Genomic DNA, 13,074 nt, shown 5'->3' on the forward strand with positions numbered 1-13,074 from the left:
AGGTGTAGCGAATGTCAAAAACCGACTTATTCAAATGGCTTCAGGAGGGGAATATCACCATTCCTGCGGTTCTTTTAAAACAATATAAAGATATGAACTTAAATGAATATGAACTTATATTAATCCTGCACGTAATCTCCTTTATAGAAAAAGGCAATGAGTTTCCGACTCCAGCTGAACTGTCTTCCCGAATGACGATTTCTGTTTCCGACTGCACGGATATTCTTCGCAAGCTTATTCAAAAGGGCTTTATCGAAATTAAGGACAGCTACACAGCTGATGGAATCCGCTTCGAAAAATATGATATCGAACCGCTCTGGAATAAACTCATTGATCAATTTTTGTTGAAAAATAAACAAAAAGCTGTGCTGCAAAATCAACAGAATGAAACTGATCTTTATACATGCTTTGAACAGGAATTTGGCAGACCTTTGTCTCCATTTGAATGTGAAACACTAGCTTTATGGATGGATGATGACCACCATGATCCGCAAATAATTAAAGCAGCTCTTAAAGAGGCAGTGATTTCAGGAAAGCTGAATTTCAGGTATATTGATCGAATATTATTTGAGTGGAAGAAAAACGGCATTAAAACCATTGAGCAGGCACAGAATCACGGAAAACGTATTAGGCAAAACCAAATCCATCGGACGAAGCAGCAAGAAATCTCTGTAAAAACAGCAAAATCTGTCCCAATCTATAACTGGCTCGAGCAATAAATAGTAAATGGTAAGTGGTGAATAAAGTTGTTAAATAAAACTCAAATCAGATATTGTCTGGACAAGATCGGTGAAATGTTTCCTGATGCCCATTGCGAACTAAACCATTCCAATCCGTTTGAGCTTGTCATCGCAGTAGCACTTTCAGCTCAATGTACTGATGCATTAGTAAATAAAGTAACTAAGAATCTTTTTCAAAAATATAAAACTCCGGAGGATTATTTAGCCGTATCCCTAGAGGAACTGCAAAATGATATTCGGTCAATCGGCTTATTTAGAAATAAGGCAAAGAATATTCAAAAGCTTTGTCAAATCCTAATTGATGAGTATGATGGGATTGTTCCAAATGACAGGGATGAACTGACAAAACTTCCCGGCGTAGGCAGAAAAACGGCCAATGTGGTTGTTTCGGTTGCTTATGGGGTGCCTGCGATTGCTGTTGATACCCATGTTGAGCGTGTCAGCAAGCGCTTGGCCTTTTGCCGGTGGAAGGATTCCGTATTAGAAGTTGAAAAAACATTAATGCGAAAAATCCCGAGAGAAGAATGGTCTGTCACCCATCATCGCTTGATCTTCTTTGGCCGCTACCATTGTAAAGCGCAAAATCCTCAATGCGAGATTTGTCCGCTTCTTGATTTATGCCGAGAGGGCAAAAAGAGAATGAAGGTGAAAATGGGGAATGTGTAGTACACCTGAGGCGAAAGAGGATAAATGTTTGCCATTGTGGCAGGAATGGAAGGAAGAAAAACAAGTAATTGAAGAGATATTTAAAAAAAGAGGGAAAGCAAAAGCTAGAGTACAAAAGGGTATCAGCCTATTTATTCAGCTGTTGCACTTGGTCAATGACCAGGCAGAAGTGATCGATCCTCTTGATCTTAGCCAATTAAAAATAAAACCAATTAATGTGCAGGAAAGATTGGATTTCATCATCAAGCGTCCTAGCCTTTATCATTCCTTTATTCAATTAAATGAATTGATGACAGAATTAGAAAAGCAATATATTAAGCAATTAGCGATAAAAAAGGCATCTAAGCAATAGCTTAGATGCCTTTTTTTATCTGATCTGGCTTTTAGGCGCCAGGGCAGGCGCCCTAAAAGCTTTTCTATCTATTGTCCTCCAGATGGAGAGGTGACTGGAGGGATGACCTCATCAGGATTTGTTGGTTCACCTTCATCCTGTTGGCCATCACCCTGGTTCCAATCAGGACTGCCGTTTCCATTGCCATTTCCATTACCCTGGCCTTTGCCTGGTTTTTGATTTTCATTGCCTGGATTTCCATTTCCAGGGTTTTGGTTATTTTCATCGTTAAACCAGTCTTCAGGTTCGCCCATTTCAGCTTCTGGGTTCGGAATGTCTACTTTAATGGATGCAGCGTCACTTTGCTGGTCATCTCTTAATGCCTTGACCGTAAATTGATATTTACCGCCAGGGACCGGGTTAGCAATTTTTATTCCTTTTTCTGCAATGACCTGGAGAGGCTGTTCGGCTCCATCATCAAGAGATACAGAAACCTCAAATTGGATGCCTTCTTCTTCTTCAGGATAATCCCAAGAAAGAACAATTTCATTGGTTTCTTGATTGAAATCTGCATTTAAGCTAGTTGGTGCTTGAAGCTTATCATATTTCTTTGAAACTTGAGTAGGTGCACTGCCTTTTACAGCATACTCATAAATAATCTGATCCTTTGGTGTAAAATCACTGGCAAGCTTAGCCGGCATCGTGCCTTTTTCAATTGCTACCTTTTGTACACTCTTCGGAACAGTGAAATCAGCTGTTTCTTTTCCTTGATGGACATGAGCCATTAAGTTTTTGAACAGGATCATAGCTAACTTCTGGTCTTTAGGTGCAATCGATTGTTTTCGATCACCATATCCCGTCCAAATAGCCGCCGTGTAGTTTGTGGTATAGCCGGCAAACCATGCATCAGGGATGCCGCCTCGCTGGATATCCCATTTAGCCTTTTCATCACTAGTATAGTTAGTTGTACCGGTTTTCCCTGCTACAGGCAGATTAGAAACATTAGCCGCTTTTCCTGAGCCATATGAATCCTTTGTTACACTCTTAAGCATATCTGAAATCATAAAGGCTGTGTAATCACTCATTACCGGCTCTGTTTCTGGTGTAACATCGATTTTAGATCCGTCTCTCATTTCAATCGCTCTTATTGAAAATGGCTCTGTATAATAGCCGTTATTGCCAAAAGCAGCATAGGCGCCGGCCATCTGCATTGGAGATACTTCGAATGTTCCGATTGCATAGGATTCTAATACCTCTTTCATATTAAAACCAAGATTGTTGGCAAATTCTTTTGCTTTATCTGTTCCAACCTCCTGTAATGTCTGGAGAGCAGGAATATTGCGGGAGCGTGCCAATGCTTCACGCATGGACATTTTACCCATATGTTTCATATCCCAGTTATTAATTTTTGCACCGTTCGAGTAGGTATATGGCTTATCATCAAGTGTATGATAGGTGCCCCATTTTAAATACTCGATTGCAGGACCATAATCGATAATTGGTTTAAACGTTGATCCAGGCTGTCTTCTTGTGTCTTGAGCATAGTTGAACCCGCGTTTGACTTCCTGATTCCTGCCTCCGCCAATGGCTCTAATTTCCCCAGTTTTTGTATCAAGCAAGGTAATGCCCGCTTGGAATTCCTCATCAGGAAATTGGATAATTTCATTAGTGTTTAAAAGCTTATCCATATAATCCTGTGCATCTTTATCCAATGTTGTATAAATGGTTAAGCCATCGGAGGAAATATCCAAATCAGGGTATTTTTCCTCAAATTCCTCAATGACGATATCAACAAAAGCGTCATATGGATCGTCGTTTTTCTCTCTGTTTTCTGGAGGTACAAGACTTGATTCGACAGGAACCTTTTGCGCCTCTTCCATTTCTTCCTTAGAGATAAATCCATGCTGATTCATTAACGATAGAACAATGTTACGCCGCTTTTCAGCATTATCCGGGTGCTTAAACGGATTATAGCGAGCTGGACTTTGCGGCAATCCAGCGAGCAGCGCTGCTTCAGGCAGGGTTAATTCATCAAGGTTCTTGCCAAAGTATACCTGGGAGGCAGTTAGTACCCCATGGCTGCGATTTTCCATCCAAATTTTATTGACGTACATTTCAAAAATTTGCTGTTTGGTATATTTGCGTTCAAGCTGAAAGGACAGCCATGCTTCCTGCGCCTTTCTGGATAACGTCTTTTCATTATTAAGAAATGAGTTTTTCACTACTTGCTGTGTGATTGTACTTGCTCCTTCAGCGCCAAATCCGCGGGTGATATTGGCCAGAACTGCGCCGGCTAACCGCCTTAAATCCATCCCGTGGTGCTGATAAAACCTGACATCTTCAGTGGCAAGGAAGGCATTTTCAACCAATTTCGGTATATCTTCATAATTTACATATTCACGCCGCTCAGATCCTACTTCAGTAATAACATTATTATCCTTATCTAGGATCTTGGAAGGAATAGGATCCTTTAACAGTTTTTCATCAAGTTTTGGGGCATCCTTTATCATAAAGGCAAAAGTGCCTGCTCCGACTAGCAAGCCTGCAATACCAAGGGCAACTAAAATTAAGAAAATCCGTTTAAAAAGGCCTGAAGGCTTCTTTTTCCCTTTATTTTGCTTTGCAGCAAGCTGTTTTCGGCGTTCCTCCCTTGATTGATATTTTTCTGACATATATGTTCATCCTTTCTGATGATTAGGAGAATAGTTAATCAAATGGATACAGCTTCTCAATCATATTGATATAATCGATTCTTGGATGAAACCCAAGCGGGATAAAATGTCCGTTTTTGATAATTTCATCCCTTGTAATCGATTTTCTTCCGCCTTCTTTCATTCTGTTCCAAAATATAAGCAAGTGTTTTGCTTCAAGCAGATAGATTTCTTCGATGCTTGAAAATCTTAGCAGTACAAAACAGATCCCCTTTTGATGCAGAACCATTTCCATATGCTTAACCTGATGCTCGTGAAAATTTTTTAATGGAAAGGAGCTTATATTTTGTGTTTCTTTTGCTTCAAAGTCAATATATTTGCCTTTGTAAACCCCATTATAATCAGTTGTTGATGCCTGCTTAAAGTAAGCTTCCTTAATGACAGCAGCACTTCGTTTTGGATAGTCGACTCCAACGATTTGAACAGGAGTAGGCTTTTTGTGGATACAGGCAATTCCATGTTCCAAGTAATATACATTTGTTTCGTTAATATCTTCCTCCAGTGTCATTCCCCGGTTACTGTAAGACCATTTTTTTTCCCGCTTTTTCCCTATTGTTTCCTTATTTGCCGGTACATATTTCTTGCCATTTGGATAATGGAGTTCCATTTGTGTCACCTCACAAACTACACCCTATCATACCAAATTTCAATCAATTTTGGTTGTATAAAAAGTACTGATTTGCAAATAGTAAACAATATGTGCTTTTTGGGGGCTTTTTAATATGCTGTTTAAAGATCATCGCTGGAACGAGACCATTTCCTCAGAAGAGGAGAGATTGGTTAACGAAATTCTCTTTTTAACGAAAAAATATAATGCTGATAATATTTCAAGAACCGAAGCGTATTTTTCCTTTTACAATCGCCACCCAGAAATCACCTGGTCATTTCTAGCAAGCATGGTTTCACGCAATGCCGGCTGGAATATGTGTGATTTGGAAGGGGAATGGTTTACTAAAATAATTGAAAAACAGAGTCGAGACGAGTTGTTTCTCACCTATGAGCGTGCAAACTGGCTGATTTTTCAAGATGCTTTTCCACAACTGCTGCTCTATCATTATTCGACGAAAATGAAACAGCCAATGTTTCATTTATTAAGAAATTTTTATGTTTCCAATTTTATGGAAAGAAAATGGGCGTGTTTTTGGAAAGAGAAACAAAAGAATCAATTGATGATTGCGCAAATCATTAATGAACAAAATGTAATCCAGCAGCCGGTTATTCAACATCCCTTTTATAAAAATAAGGTGTTTAAGTCACCATTATTTTTCTTTCAGGATTGGCTCCATTTTAGCTCTGTATTGTTTCCAACCTGTGAAGGGGAGTTGTATGGGGCAAGTGTGAATGGTTTTAAATCTGTAACGAAAAGAATAGACCTTGGGAAAAGGCTTGCCAATATTTTATTTGACAAGAACCTGTACCCGTTGTTTTATGAGTTTTCCAGCAGAACTGTACACACTGGGTCAAGACACGATTATGAACAATATTTTAAGAATCGGCCGAAAAGGTCCACCCCTTTTCTAAGATGCACATTCCCATATATTAGCCATCAGCGCCGTGACATGAAGGATTGGTCTAGAAAATCTTCCATACCAAAAAAATGGACACAAAAGAGTATTAAACATGTACATTCTGTCAAATTAACCGATTGGTATGCAGACAAGCAAAAACAAATAAAAAAATGTGCTTATTTAATGGAATTTCTTCGGCTTTAATGGGTAAAAAGAGAAATAATCGGCTAGAGCCGATTACCTTTTTATGTCGAAGGACGATCAGGGCCTTCCAGCTTTTTATTTCCATACCCTGTTTTTGTTTCTTCGAGTTTTTTTGGCTGAACCTTATTTTGCTTTTCTTTTTTTGCCATGTTTTTGCACCTCCGTAGTTTATTTTGTGCCATCCCATTTTTTTCATGCAAATAGATTTGTCGAAAAAAGCGGCGATTTATGAGAAAAACTACTTTCTTTGACGAATTCCTTCTAGTTTTGTCAACGGTGAAGGATTAGAAATGAAAAGGCAGAATTTATGTATGTATCACAAGGGGATATTGAATTTGCCTAATTGAAGGAGGGCATAAAAATGAATGAAAAAATGGTTAAAAAAGAAGAGTTGCTGAGCATGCTTGCGGAAATTTATAATCAGCTGGAAGAGTTGGAATCTGTCATTGAATCGAACATGTCATCAGTACAAGAAAATATGCAAATGGATTTCTCCAACAGGGTGGCAAGCTGCGATCAAAGTCTATCGGCACTTGAATTTAAATTTGACGGCTCCCTGGAGCCAGACTCATCGGATACCGAAAGAAGCCATTCAAACCTTCCTAGAAGCATGAAACTTGAACTTGGATTTTAAATACATTAAAATAAAGCAGGATCATGAGTAGCTTAATTTTTAAGCTGCTTTTGTTTTGCCTCGAAATCCATGTTTAGAGGAGGATTTATCCATGGGGGATTATAAGGATTTATTGAAATTAACTAACATCTTAGTTACATATATGGATTTCTCTGCAAGAAAGTATGCTGAGGTGAAGGAAACGGGCTTAGACGGTGATTTTTATCATGAGGTAAAGCCGTTTGCAGATAAGGTAAAAGGGGTAAAGGATCAATGGGCCATTCTAGCTAAACAATTTGTACAGGAAGAGAGGCCAAAGAATCTTTATCAGCAGCAAATTGATGCAGCTGAGGAGCATATGGAAGCACTTTCTGTTCAGGCTTTTTTTCCGCAAACAAGCAGGAGCCGCTTTAACCATATGATGGCTTCGACCGTATTTATACTCAATAATATTATCGAACTAGCAGAAAAGAAAAAGCCTTCTCCCGTAAAGGAAGAAGACCTGCCATCTGACATTTAAGCCGCGTACGTATCGAGCGTATCGAGGGATTAAGAGAATTCAGGGATTTCTGCTCCCATTTCCTCAAGTTCACGAACGAGCTTACGATATTCCGTAATACAAATAACGTTTTGAATATAGGCTTTTTTCGTAAAGTCCAGTAGTTCATTAACACTTTCAGGACCGCAATCCCGCATTTGCTGAAACATTTTTGTCAGTTCGTGAACATTCATTAAAATTCCCTCCTCATTTTTTCTCCGCATATAAAGCGGAAATCATAAAATGGCTAAAAGTTCTTGACCCATCCTCTGAAGTTATAAAACACTTTTTCTTTTTTTCTATCCTATCATATTTAATAAGCTTATCCTCATTTTTAAAATATTTAGACTTCCGACAGGGTTAGACAAAAAATGTAATCGTTTACAGCATTCACCCAATGGGCCTTTCTTTCATAATTTATAGTAATGAAAAAATTAAGGAGGAACTTTTGCCCATGTTTGGTCAAATAAAGCAAAGAGCTCATTTACAGCCCAATTCCTATGGGCACGTCTATAATATATATCCACCTGTGCAAAGACAAACCTACCCGCATATGATTTCACCCAATATGATGCAGCAAATGCCTCAAGGCTATCCCCAAACTGGTACAGGGGAGTGGGGCAATCCATACTTACAAGAAGGGGCATCCTTTTATCCAAATTACCCAAATCAATATCCAGTCAATCAGCCACATATGCAGACTCCAGGGATGATGCAAAATTATATGGGACCTCAGGGATACCCGCCAAACCAGATGATGATGCAAGCACATGCCCAGACTCCAGGAACAAATAATTATGCCCACAGCATCTTCCAAAACCCATTGGATCCGGAAACACCTGTGTCCAAACAGCCTCAGCAGGCAAATTACTATATGAATCCGTACCCTAAGCAATCATTTATCCCAAAGAATCCTTCTGGTGTACAATCAATCATGAATTCCTTCAAAGGGCAAGACGGATCACTGGATATTAATAAAATGGTTAATACTGCAGGTCAGATGTTAAATGCTGTAAATCAGGTTTCATCAATGGTGAAGGGGATAGGCGGAATAATTAAAGTATAAGGGAGCCCCTTCCCCTTTTTTTATTGACTCTTTTTACAAAAAATGAAAAAATGAATTATCTAAATTTTCTAGGAGTGTCGGCATGTTTCGGTTCTTTCAGCAGTTGGCAATCATTTTAATATTAATTATCTTTCTTGCTGCTCTCCCGCTAATTATTAGCATTGGCCCTGAAAAGGATGGGCTTGTATGGAACTTTGGCCAATTGCCTGAGATTTTTCGGCATTTTTTCAGCCAAATACTATCTGGCAGTCTTGGAACTTACCAGCTTGGGATGCAGGAGAGAGACATTGCACAGGATATTGGCGATAATTTTCTTACTAGCTTAAAAGTAATGGTTATTAGCGGTAATGCAGCTGTGATTTTAAGTATTATTTTTGGCGTTTTTATCAGCCGATATCGGGCAGCAAAGGTTTTTAACTTTATCCTAAGTGTGCTTTCAGCGATTCCCGACTTTATTCTTATTATTTTCTCATTAATCCTTGCTGTTTCGTTTTATAAGTGGACAGGCATACGCATTGTTTCGCTGCGTCCAGATGCAGGCGCACTCAATTTATGGTTTCCGACGCTGCTTGTCAGCATTGCTCCAACTCTTTATTTATTTAAAATTGTCTCGGTAAAGTATTATCAGACTGGCGGAGAAGATTATATCAGGACAGCAGTGGCTAAAGGAATGGGGATAAACTATATAAACTTTCAGCATGTCTATAAAAATATTGAGCCCTTCATTAAGGCGGAAACAGTAAAGATGATTTCACTGTCAGCCGGGAATCTTTTTATTGTCGAATACATTATGAATGTTTCTGGCATAACAAAATTCATCTTTCAAAGTACGGATGTGCAGCCGGTAATTATCGGGTTATTTTCAATGCTTGTGATCTCTGCCATAGTTTATGGATCAATTAGACTTGTACTTTATCTTTTTAAACGGGGATTTATTTATGAATAAGATATTTAAATGGAATTACCAGCTCTATCTTGGTATTAGTTTTGTATTCATTATCCTTTTTATTAGTGTATTTGGCCCAATGATGTCCCCGCATGAATTGTCTGAGATGCTGGCAACGCAATATGTCAATGGCAAGGTTCTTTCACCGCCGATGGAACCCTTTGAAAATAAAAGCTATCCCTTTGGGACAGACCGCTGGGGCTATGATCTAATGACCATGGTTCTTCATGGGATCGGGTATACCGTATTCATAGCTTTAATCGTGACCTTCATCAAGATGTTTTTTGGGACAATTATTGGCTTATATATAGGAACTTGGAAAAGAACGCCAGGATGGATGATCGCATTTGAAAATGCCTGGAGCTATGTTCCATTATTCCTAATCCTTTATTTCTTTATGCGGCCAATCAATTTTAATAGTCCTCTTCCAACTAGTACATTAGTAGGCTATTTTATTATCCTTGCATCAGTAATAAGTATTCCGAGTATTGTTTCGTCGGTCAGGCAAAAAACAGCTGAATTGAATACATCCGTTTTTATTGAATCGGCGAAGGTATTGGGTGCTGGGAGAAATCGAATTATTTGGGTACATATTTTTCCTTTATTAAAGGAATCGTTGCTGGTCACTTTTATCCTTGAAATCGTATATGTTATTACTTTAATGGGGCAGCTGGCGCTGGTTAATATTTTCATCGGCGGCACAACCGTCCGATTTGATCCGCTCATTTATCTTTCTGTTACCAAGGAACTTGCTGGACTTGTTGGTCAAGCTAGGGGAAATATTTATGGCAATACGCACATTCTTATAGTTCCGCTTATTGTTCTTTTATTTACAACCTTTTCATTTAGTCTGCTGGCAAATGGCTTGAAAAATCGCTTCCAAGCAAATTACTCTAGAACACCTTGGATAAAGACTGGTCAGCACGTACCATATAAACCTGTAAGAAAGACCTTTAAAGCGAAGCGTAAGTGGGTGCCAGACGGTGAAAAATTGGGTCTATTGGCATTGTGCATGATCTTTGCAGCTGCAGGAATATACGTATATAGCACAAAAGATGCTGATATTGGCGTGAAAAGCGGCAGTGAAGCCAAGTATGATTTGTCGTTTGAAATGAACGAGACAGGTGTGTTTGAAACAGCGGCAAAAATACAGGTGAAAAATAGATCAGAGCAAAATTGGGATGATTTAATTTTTTATTTCATTCCAAACGTCTTTCAAAAAGGACATTCTTTTGCCTCTGTTAAGGGTTATGCAAACATAAAAATGAAAGAAATTGCCGTCAACGGGGAGAAGGCGTCCTTTACCTTAGAAAATGACACATTAAGGGTTGAGATTCCAGAATCGATGAAGAAGAAAAAAACCCACAAGGTGAAAGTTATTTATTCCTTTACCATTCCAGAGGAGGGTGTTCGTTTTTCAAAGGTTAAGGATAACTATTATCTGGCTCATTGGTATCCAATGGCGGCTGTATTCCAAGATGGGAAATGGAACAAAGAGGATTATTCCGACGGGATGGAAACTTTTCACACAGACTTTTCAAACTTCAGCGTTTCCTACAAGCTGCCAAAGGGGTATACGTTTGTATCAACTGCAGAAAAGGACCCTGAATCAGGAGTAACCAAAGGGAAAGTTCGTGCAAAAAAGGTCCGTGACTTTTTTATAGCTATTATCAAGGATACAGATATGCAGCAATATGATATAGAGGCGTCTGATAACGTGAAGATTCGGCTGTTTTCAAGAGATGATCACCATAAAGATATAGAGGAAACTCTGAAGCTCGCAAAAGATGCCTTGTCCTTTTATCAAGAGAAAATCGGAAAATATCCGCATAAGCAATTAGATATTCTATTAGATGCCGGTCCGTTTATGGAATACTCTGGTGCTGTGACAATTAATCCATATTACGAGGATACGTCCTTCTACCGCAATGCAGTTGTTCATGAAATCGCCCATCAGTATTTTTACGGAGTGGTTTCAAGTGACCAATACCATCAGGCCTGGATTGATGAAGGAATGACTGAGTTTGCCACATCGATGTACTTTTATGCGGGAAGAAATCAGCCCAAGGAACAGGCGTTCAGCATTCCAAATCGCCGTATGGATACGATCAAATCCTTAGGGCTGGGAAGACAGTATTCAAATATTCCGTTGGACCAAGTGGAAAATTCGGGATACATATACGGCCAGCCCGCGGTGGAACTTTTAAAAATGATAGAGGAAAAATATCAGTTAAAAGGGGATAATGTCAAGGATGCTGCTATGCAATTCCTATCCGATTATTATCACCGTTTTCAGTATAAGGAAGCAGATACAAACGAATTTATTCGGTTTGCCAAAGCCTATTTTAGTGTGCCTGCCGGGTATTTTAATAGGTGGCTGGACACCTCGAAAATAGAACAATAAAATTGACAAAAAAACAAGCAGTGGCTGCTGCTTGTTTTTTAGTCTAACTGATCAATAACAATTTGTTTTCCTTTTTGCTTAGGCACCTTTATTTGCAGCATTCCATTTTGATAGGTAGCTTTTACTTTGCTTTCCAGAATTGGCTGTGGAAAAGGTATAGTTCTGCTGGATCGCTGCATGGATTGGCGCCTTTTTACAATCTTTTGCTGTTCATTTTCTTCTTGAATGATTTCATTTGATTGGACGGTAATCGTTAGATAATTATCAAGAATATCAATTTGAATTTGATCTTTTTTTATTCCGGGAAGCTCAGCCGTAATAATATGTTCTTCAGCGGTTTCCCTGACATTCACTGGAAATGCTGCAGCTAAGGGAAAAGGACTTTTGAAAAACTCGTCAATCGTTTGTAAGAAACCCCTAACCGGTTTTTCATCAAAAAACTGGTTCACAGACTTCATTAAATCCCCAAATGATTCATTTTTTTCCTTTTTGTTTTCCTTATTCACAATTGCTTGCCCCTTTCATAAAACATGATGGCTTGCGCGCCCATCATATCTTATGAAAGATTGGGGGTAATTGTTCGAAAGGAAGAGGTAAAAGAACTGTATTTTAATTTAAAAAATCTCATCAAATAACTTGTCTGTATCAATGATTAAGTCCCCGTGTTCGTCTGTTTCAATTAGCATTTCCTTTTTTAGCTTTGTTAAGGTTCGGCTTACTGTTTCCCTTGTTGTTCCAATCATATTGGCTAAGTCTTTGTTCGTGAACTCGGACTTTAGAAGGAAGGTGCCATCCTCAAGCTCTTTCCCGTCCTGTTTGGCAAGTCGTACAAGCAGTTTAATAATTTGCTCGTATGTGTTGTTTAATATTTGTGATTCTAAGCGTTCCTGAAGATCAACAATTTTTTCCCCAAGGACTTTGAATACTTTAATGCAGAGCTCAGGATTTTCAATCAGTACTTTTTCAAATTGGTCAATTGGAACAACGACCAGGACAGAGTTTTCAAGTACTTCCGTAAATGCTGGATAGCCGCCTTTACGGAAAAAACCGACATGAGGGAACATATCGCCGTCTTTTGAAATGGCCACGATTTGCTCTCTGCCGTTTATATCGCTTTTATAAATTTTAATCCTTCCGCTTTTGACGAAGTAAACGTTTTCCAGCGGATCATCCTGCAGAAATACATGACTGCCTTTTTTCCATTCTCTTGAGATTGAAATCTCAACAATTTTATCTAATTCGTGATCACTCAAATCTCGAAATAAGGTAAATTTAGAAAGAATTTTTTTTATTTCATCGGTATGCATTATTTTTCACCTCTATAGAAATCCACACTTAAATCTATTG

The 13,074-nt window shown here is 38.7% G+C and carries 14 protein-coding genes; 9 read left to right on the forward strand and 5 right to left on the reverse strand.

Annotated features, from left to right (window positions below):
- Positions 1–11: 11 nt before the first annotated feature.
- Genes AC1Q59_RS04365 through AC1Q59_RS04375 form a run of 3 tightly spaced genes read left to right on the forward strand, consistent with a single transcriptional unit; the run spans position 12 to position 1,758 of the window.
- A complete protein-coding gene (locus AC1Q59_RS04365) occupies positions 12–719 on the forward strand; it encodes a DnaD domain protein (protein ID WP_492364569.1) in 708 nt (235 codons plus the stop codon).
- Between the two features lie 27 nt (positions 720–746).
- Complete coding sequence (gene nth, locus AC1Q59_RS04370) at positions 747–1,406, forward strand: endonuclease III (RefSeq protein WP_492364570.1); 660 nt, start codon at positions 747–749, stop codon at positions 1,404–1,406.
- Positions 1,399–1,758 carry a YpoC family protein gene (locus tag AC1Q59_RS04375; RefSeq protein WP_492364571.1) on the forward strand — a complete coding sequence of 120 codons (360 nt, stop codon included), beginning with the start codon at positions 1,399–1,401 and terminating at the stop codon, positions 1,756–1,758. The genes nth and AC1Q59_RS04375 overlap by 8 nt, the downstream gene beginning before the upstream one ends.
- A gap of 68 nt (positions 1,759–1,826) precedes the next feature.
- Here AC1Q59_RS04375 and AC1Q59_RS04380 read toward each other — a convergent pair whose 3' ends face one another.
- Both AC1Q59_RS04380 and recU read right to left on the reverse strand, forming a co-directional pair.
- On the reverse strand, positions 1,827–4,409 hold the full coding sequence (locus tag AC1Q59_RS04380; RefSeq protein ID WP_492364572.1) for a PBP1A family penicillin-binding protein: 2,583 nt from the start codon (positions 4,407–4,409) through the stop codon (positions 1,827–1,829).
- A 34-nt stretch (positions 4,410–4,443) separates the two neighbouring features.
- Positions 4,444–5,055, reverse strand: a complete 612-nt coding sequence (gene recU / locus AC1Q59_RS04385) for a Holliday junction resolvase RecU (protein ID WP_492364573.1) — start codon at positions 5,053–5,055, stop codon at positions 4,444–4,446.
- Positions 5,056–5,170: 115 nt separating this feature from the next.
- On the opposite strand from recU, the gene AC1Q59_RS04390 reads away from it, so the two are divergent.
- The 3 genes from AC1Q59_RS04390 to AC1Q59_RS04400 all read left to right on the forward strand — a co-directional run bounded on the left by AC1Q59_RS04390 (position 5,171) and on the right by AC1Q59_RS04400 (position 7,293).
- The gene (locus AC1Q59_RS04390) at positions 5,171–6,160 is read left to right on the forward strand and encodes a DUF2515 family protein (protein WP_492364574.1); all 990 of its coding nucleotides are present in this window, start codon (positions 5,171–5,173) and stop codon (positions 6,158–6,160) included.
- A 361-nt stretch (positions 6,161–6,521) separates the two neighbouring features.
- Complete coding sequence (locus AC1Q59_RS04395; RefSeq protein WP_492364575.1) at positions 6,522–6,794, forward strand: hypothetical protein; 273 nt, start codon at positions 6,522–6,524, stop codon at positions 6,792–6,794.
- A gap of 91 nt (positions 6,795–6,885) precedes the next feature.
- Complete coding sequence (locus AC1Q59_RS04400; RefSeq protein ID WP_492364576.1) at positions 6,886–7,293, forward strand: YppE family protein; 408 nt, start codon at positions 6,886–6,888, stop codon at positions 7,291–7,293.
- A 29-nt stretch (positions 7,294–7,322) separates the two neighbouring features.
- Here AC1Q59_RS04400 and AC1Q59_RS04405 read toward each other — a convergent pair whose 3' ends face one another.
- Complete coding sequence (locus AC1Q59_RS04405) at positions 7,323–7,505, reverse strand: YppF family protein (RefSeq protein ID WP_492364577.1); 183 nt, start codon at positions 7,503–7,505, stop codon at positions 7,323–7,325.
- 260 nt (positions 7,506–7,765) lie between these two features.
- Between AC1Q59_RS04405 and AC1Q59_RS04410 the strand changes: the two genes are divergently transcribed.
- From AC1Q59_RS04410 to AC1Q59_RS04420, 3 genes are all read left to right on the forward strand, one after another.
- Positions 7,766–8,377: a YppG family protein gene (locus AC1Q59_RS04410; protein ID WP_492364578.1), complete on the forward strand. Its 612-nt coding sequence runs from the start codon at positions 7,766–7,768 to the stop codon at positions 8,375–8,377.
- 82 nt (positions 8,378–8,459) lie between these two features.
- Positions 8,460–9,323: an ABC transporter permease subunit gene (locus tag AC1Q59_RS04415; RefSeq protein ID WP_492364579.1), complete on the forward strand. Its 864-nt coding sequence runs from the start codon at positions 8,460–8,462 to the stop codon at positions 9,321–9,323.
- The gene (locus AC1Q59_RS04420; protein WP_492364580.1) at positions 9,316–11,727 is read left to right on the forward strand and encodes an ABC transporter permease subunit; all 2,412 of its coding nucleotides are present in this window, start codon (positions 9,316–9,318) and stop codon (positions 11,725–11,727) included. Before AC1Q59_RS04415 ends, AC1Q59_RS04420 begins: the two co-directional genes overlap by 8 nt.
- A 38-nt stretch (positions 11,728–11,765) precedes the next feature.
- Here AC1Q59_RS04420 and AC1Q59_RS04425 read toward each other — a convergent pair whose 3' ends face one another.
- Together AC1Q59_RS04425 and AC1Q59_RS04430 are read right to left on the reverse strand one after the other, a co-directional pair.
- Positions 11,766–12,233 (reverse strand): Hsp20 family protein, encoded by a 468-nt coding sequence (locus AC1Q59_RS04425; RefSeq protein WP_492364581.1) that lies wholly within the window; start codon positions 12,231–12,233, stop codon positions 11,766–11,768.
- A gap of 108 nt (positions 12,234–12,341) precedes the next feature.
- Positions 12,342–13,034 (reverse strand): Crp/Fnr family transcriptional regulator, encoded by a 693-nt coding sequence (locus AC1Q59_RS04430; protein WP_492364582.1) that lies wholly within the window; start codon positions 13,032–13,034, stop codon positions 12,342–12,344.
- Positions 13,035–13,074: the final 40 nt, after the last annotated feature.

This window comes from Cytobacillus sp. MT66, from assembly GCF_058792595.1.

Bases quoted from the DNA above. Each gene is read 5' to 3' on its own strand.
- AC1Q59_RS04390 (WP_492364574.1), top strand. From the start codon at position 5,171: ATGCTGTTTAAAGATCATCGCTGGAACGAGACCATTTCCTCAGAAGAG.
- AC1Q59_RS04375 (WP_492364571.1), top strand. From the start codon at position 1,399: ATGTGTAGTACACCTGAGGCGAAAGAGGATAAATGTTTGCCATTGTGG.
- AC1Q59_RS04415 (WP_492364579.1), top strand. From the start codon at position 8,460: ATGTTTCGGTTCTTTCAGCAGTTGGCAATCATTTTAATATTAATTATC.
- AC1Q59_RS04400 (WP_492364576.1), top strand. From the start codon at position 6,886: ATGGGGGATTATAAGGATTTATTGAAATTAACTAACATCTTAGTTACA.
- AC1Q59_RS04410 (WP_492364578.1), top strand. From the start codon at position 7,766: ATGTTTGGTCAAATAAAGCAAAGAGCTCATTTACAGCCCAATTCCTAT.
- AC1Q59_RS04405 (WP_492364577.1), bottom strand. From the start codon at position 7,505: ATGAATGTTCACGAACTGACAAAAATGTTTCAGCAAATGCGGGATTGC.
- recU (WP_492364573.1), bottom strand. From the start codon at position 5,055: ATGGAACTCCATTATCCAAATGGCAAGAAATATGTACCGGCAAATAAG.
- AC1Q59_RS04430 (WP_492364582.1), bottom strand. From the start codon at position 13,034: ATGCATACCGATGAAATAAAAAAAATTCTTTCTAAATTTACCTTATTT.
- AC1Q59_RS04420 (WP_492364580.1), top strand. From the start codon at position 9,316: ATGAATAAGATATTTAAATGGAATTACCAGCTCTATCTTGGTATTAGT.
- AC1Q59_RS04380 (WP_492364572.1), bottom strand. From the start codon at position 4,409: ATGTCAGAAAAATATCAATCAAGGGAGGAACGCCGAAAACAGCTTGCT.
- AC1Q59_RS04365 (WP_492364569.1), top strand. From the start codon at position 12: ATGTCAAAAACCGACTTATTCAAATGGCTTCAGGAGGGGAATATCACC.
- AC1Q59_RS04395 (WP_492364575.1), top strand. From the start codon at position 6,522: ATGAATGAAAAAATGGTTAAAAAAGAAGAGTTGCTGAGCATGCTTGCG.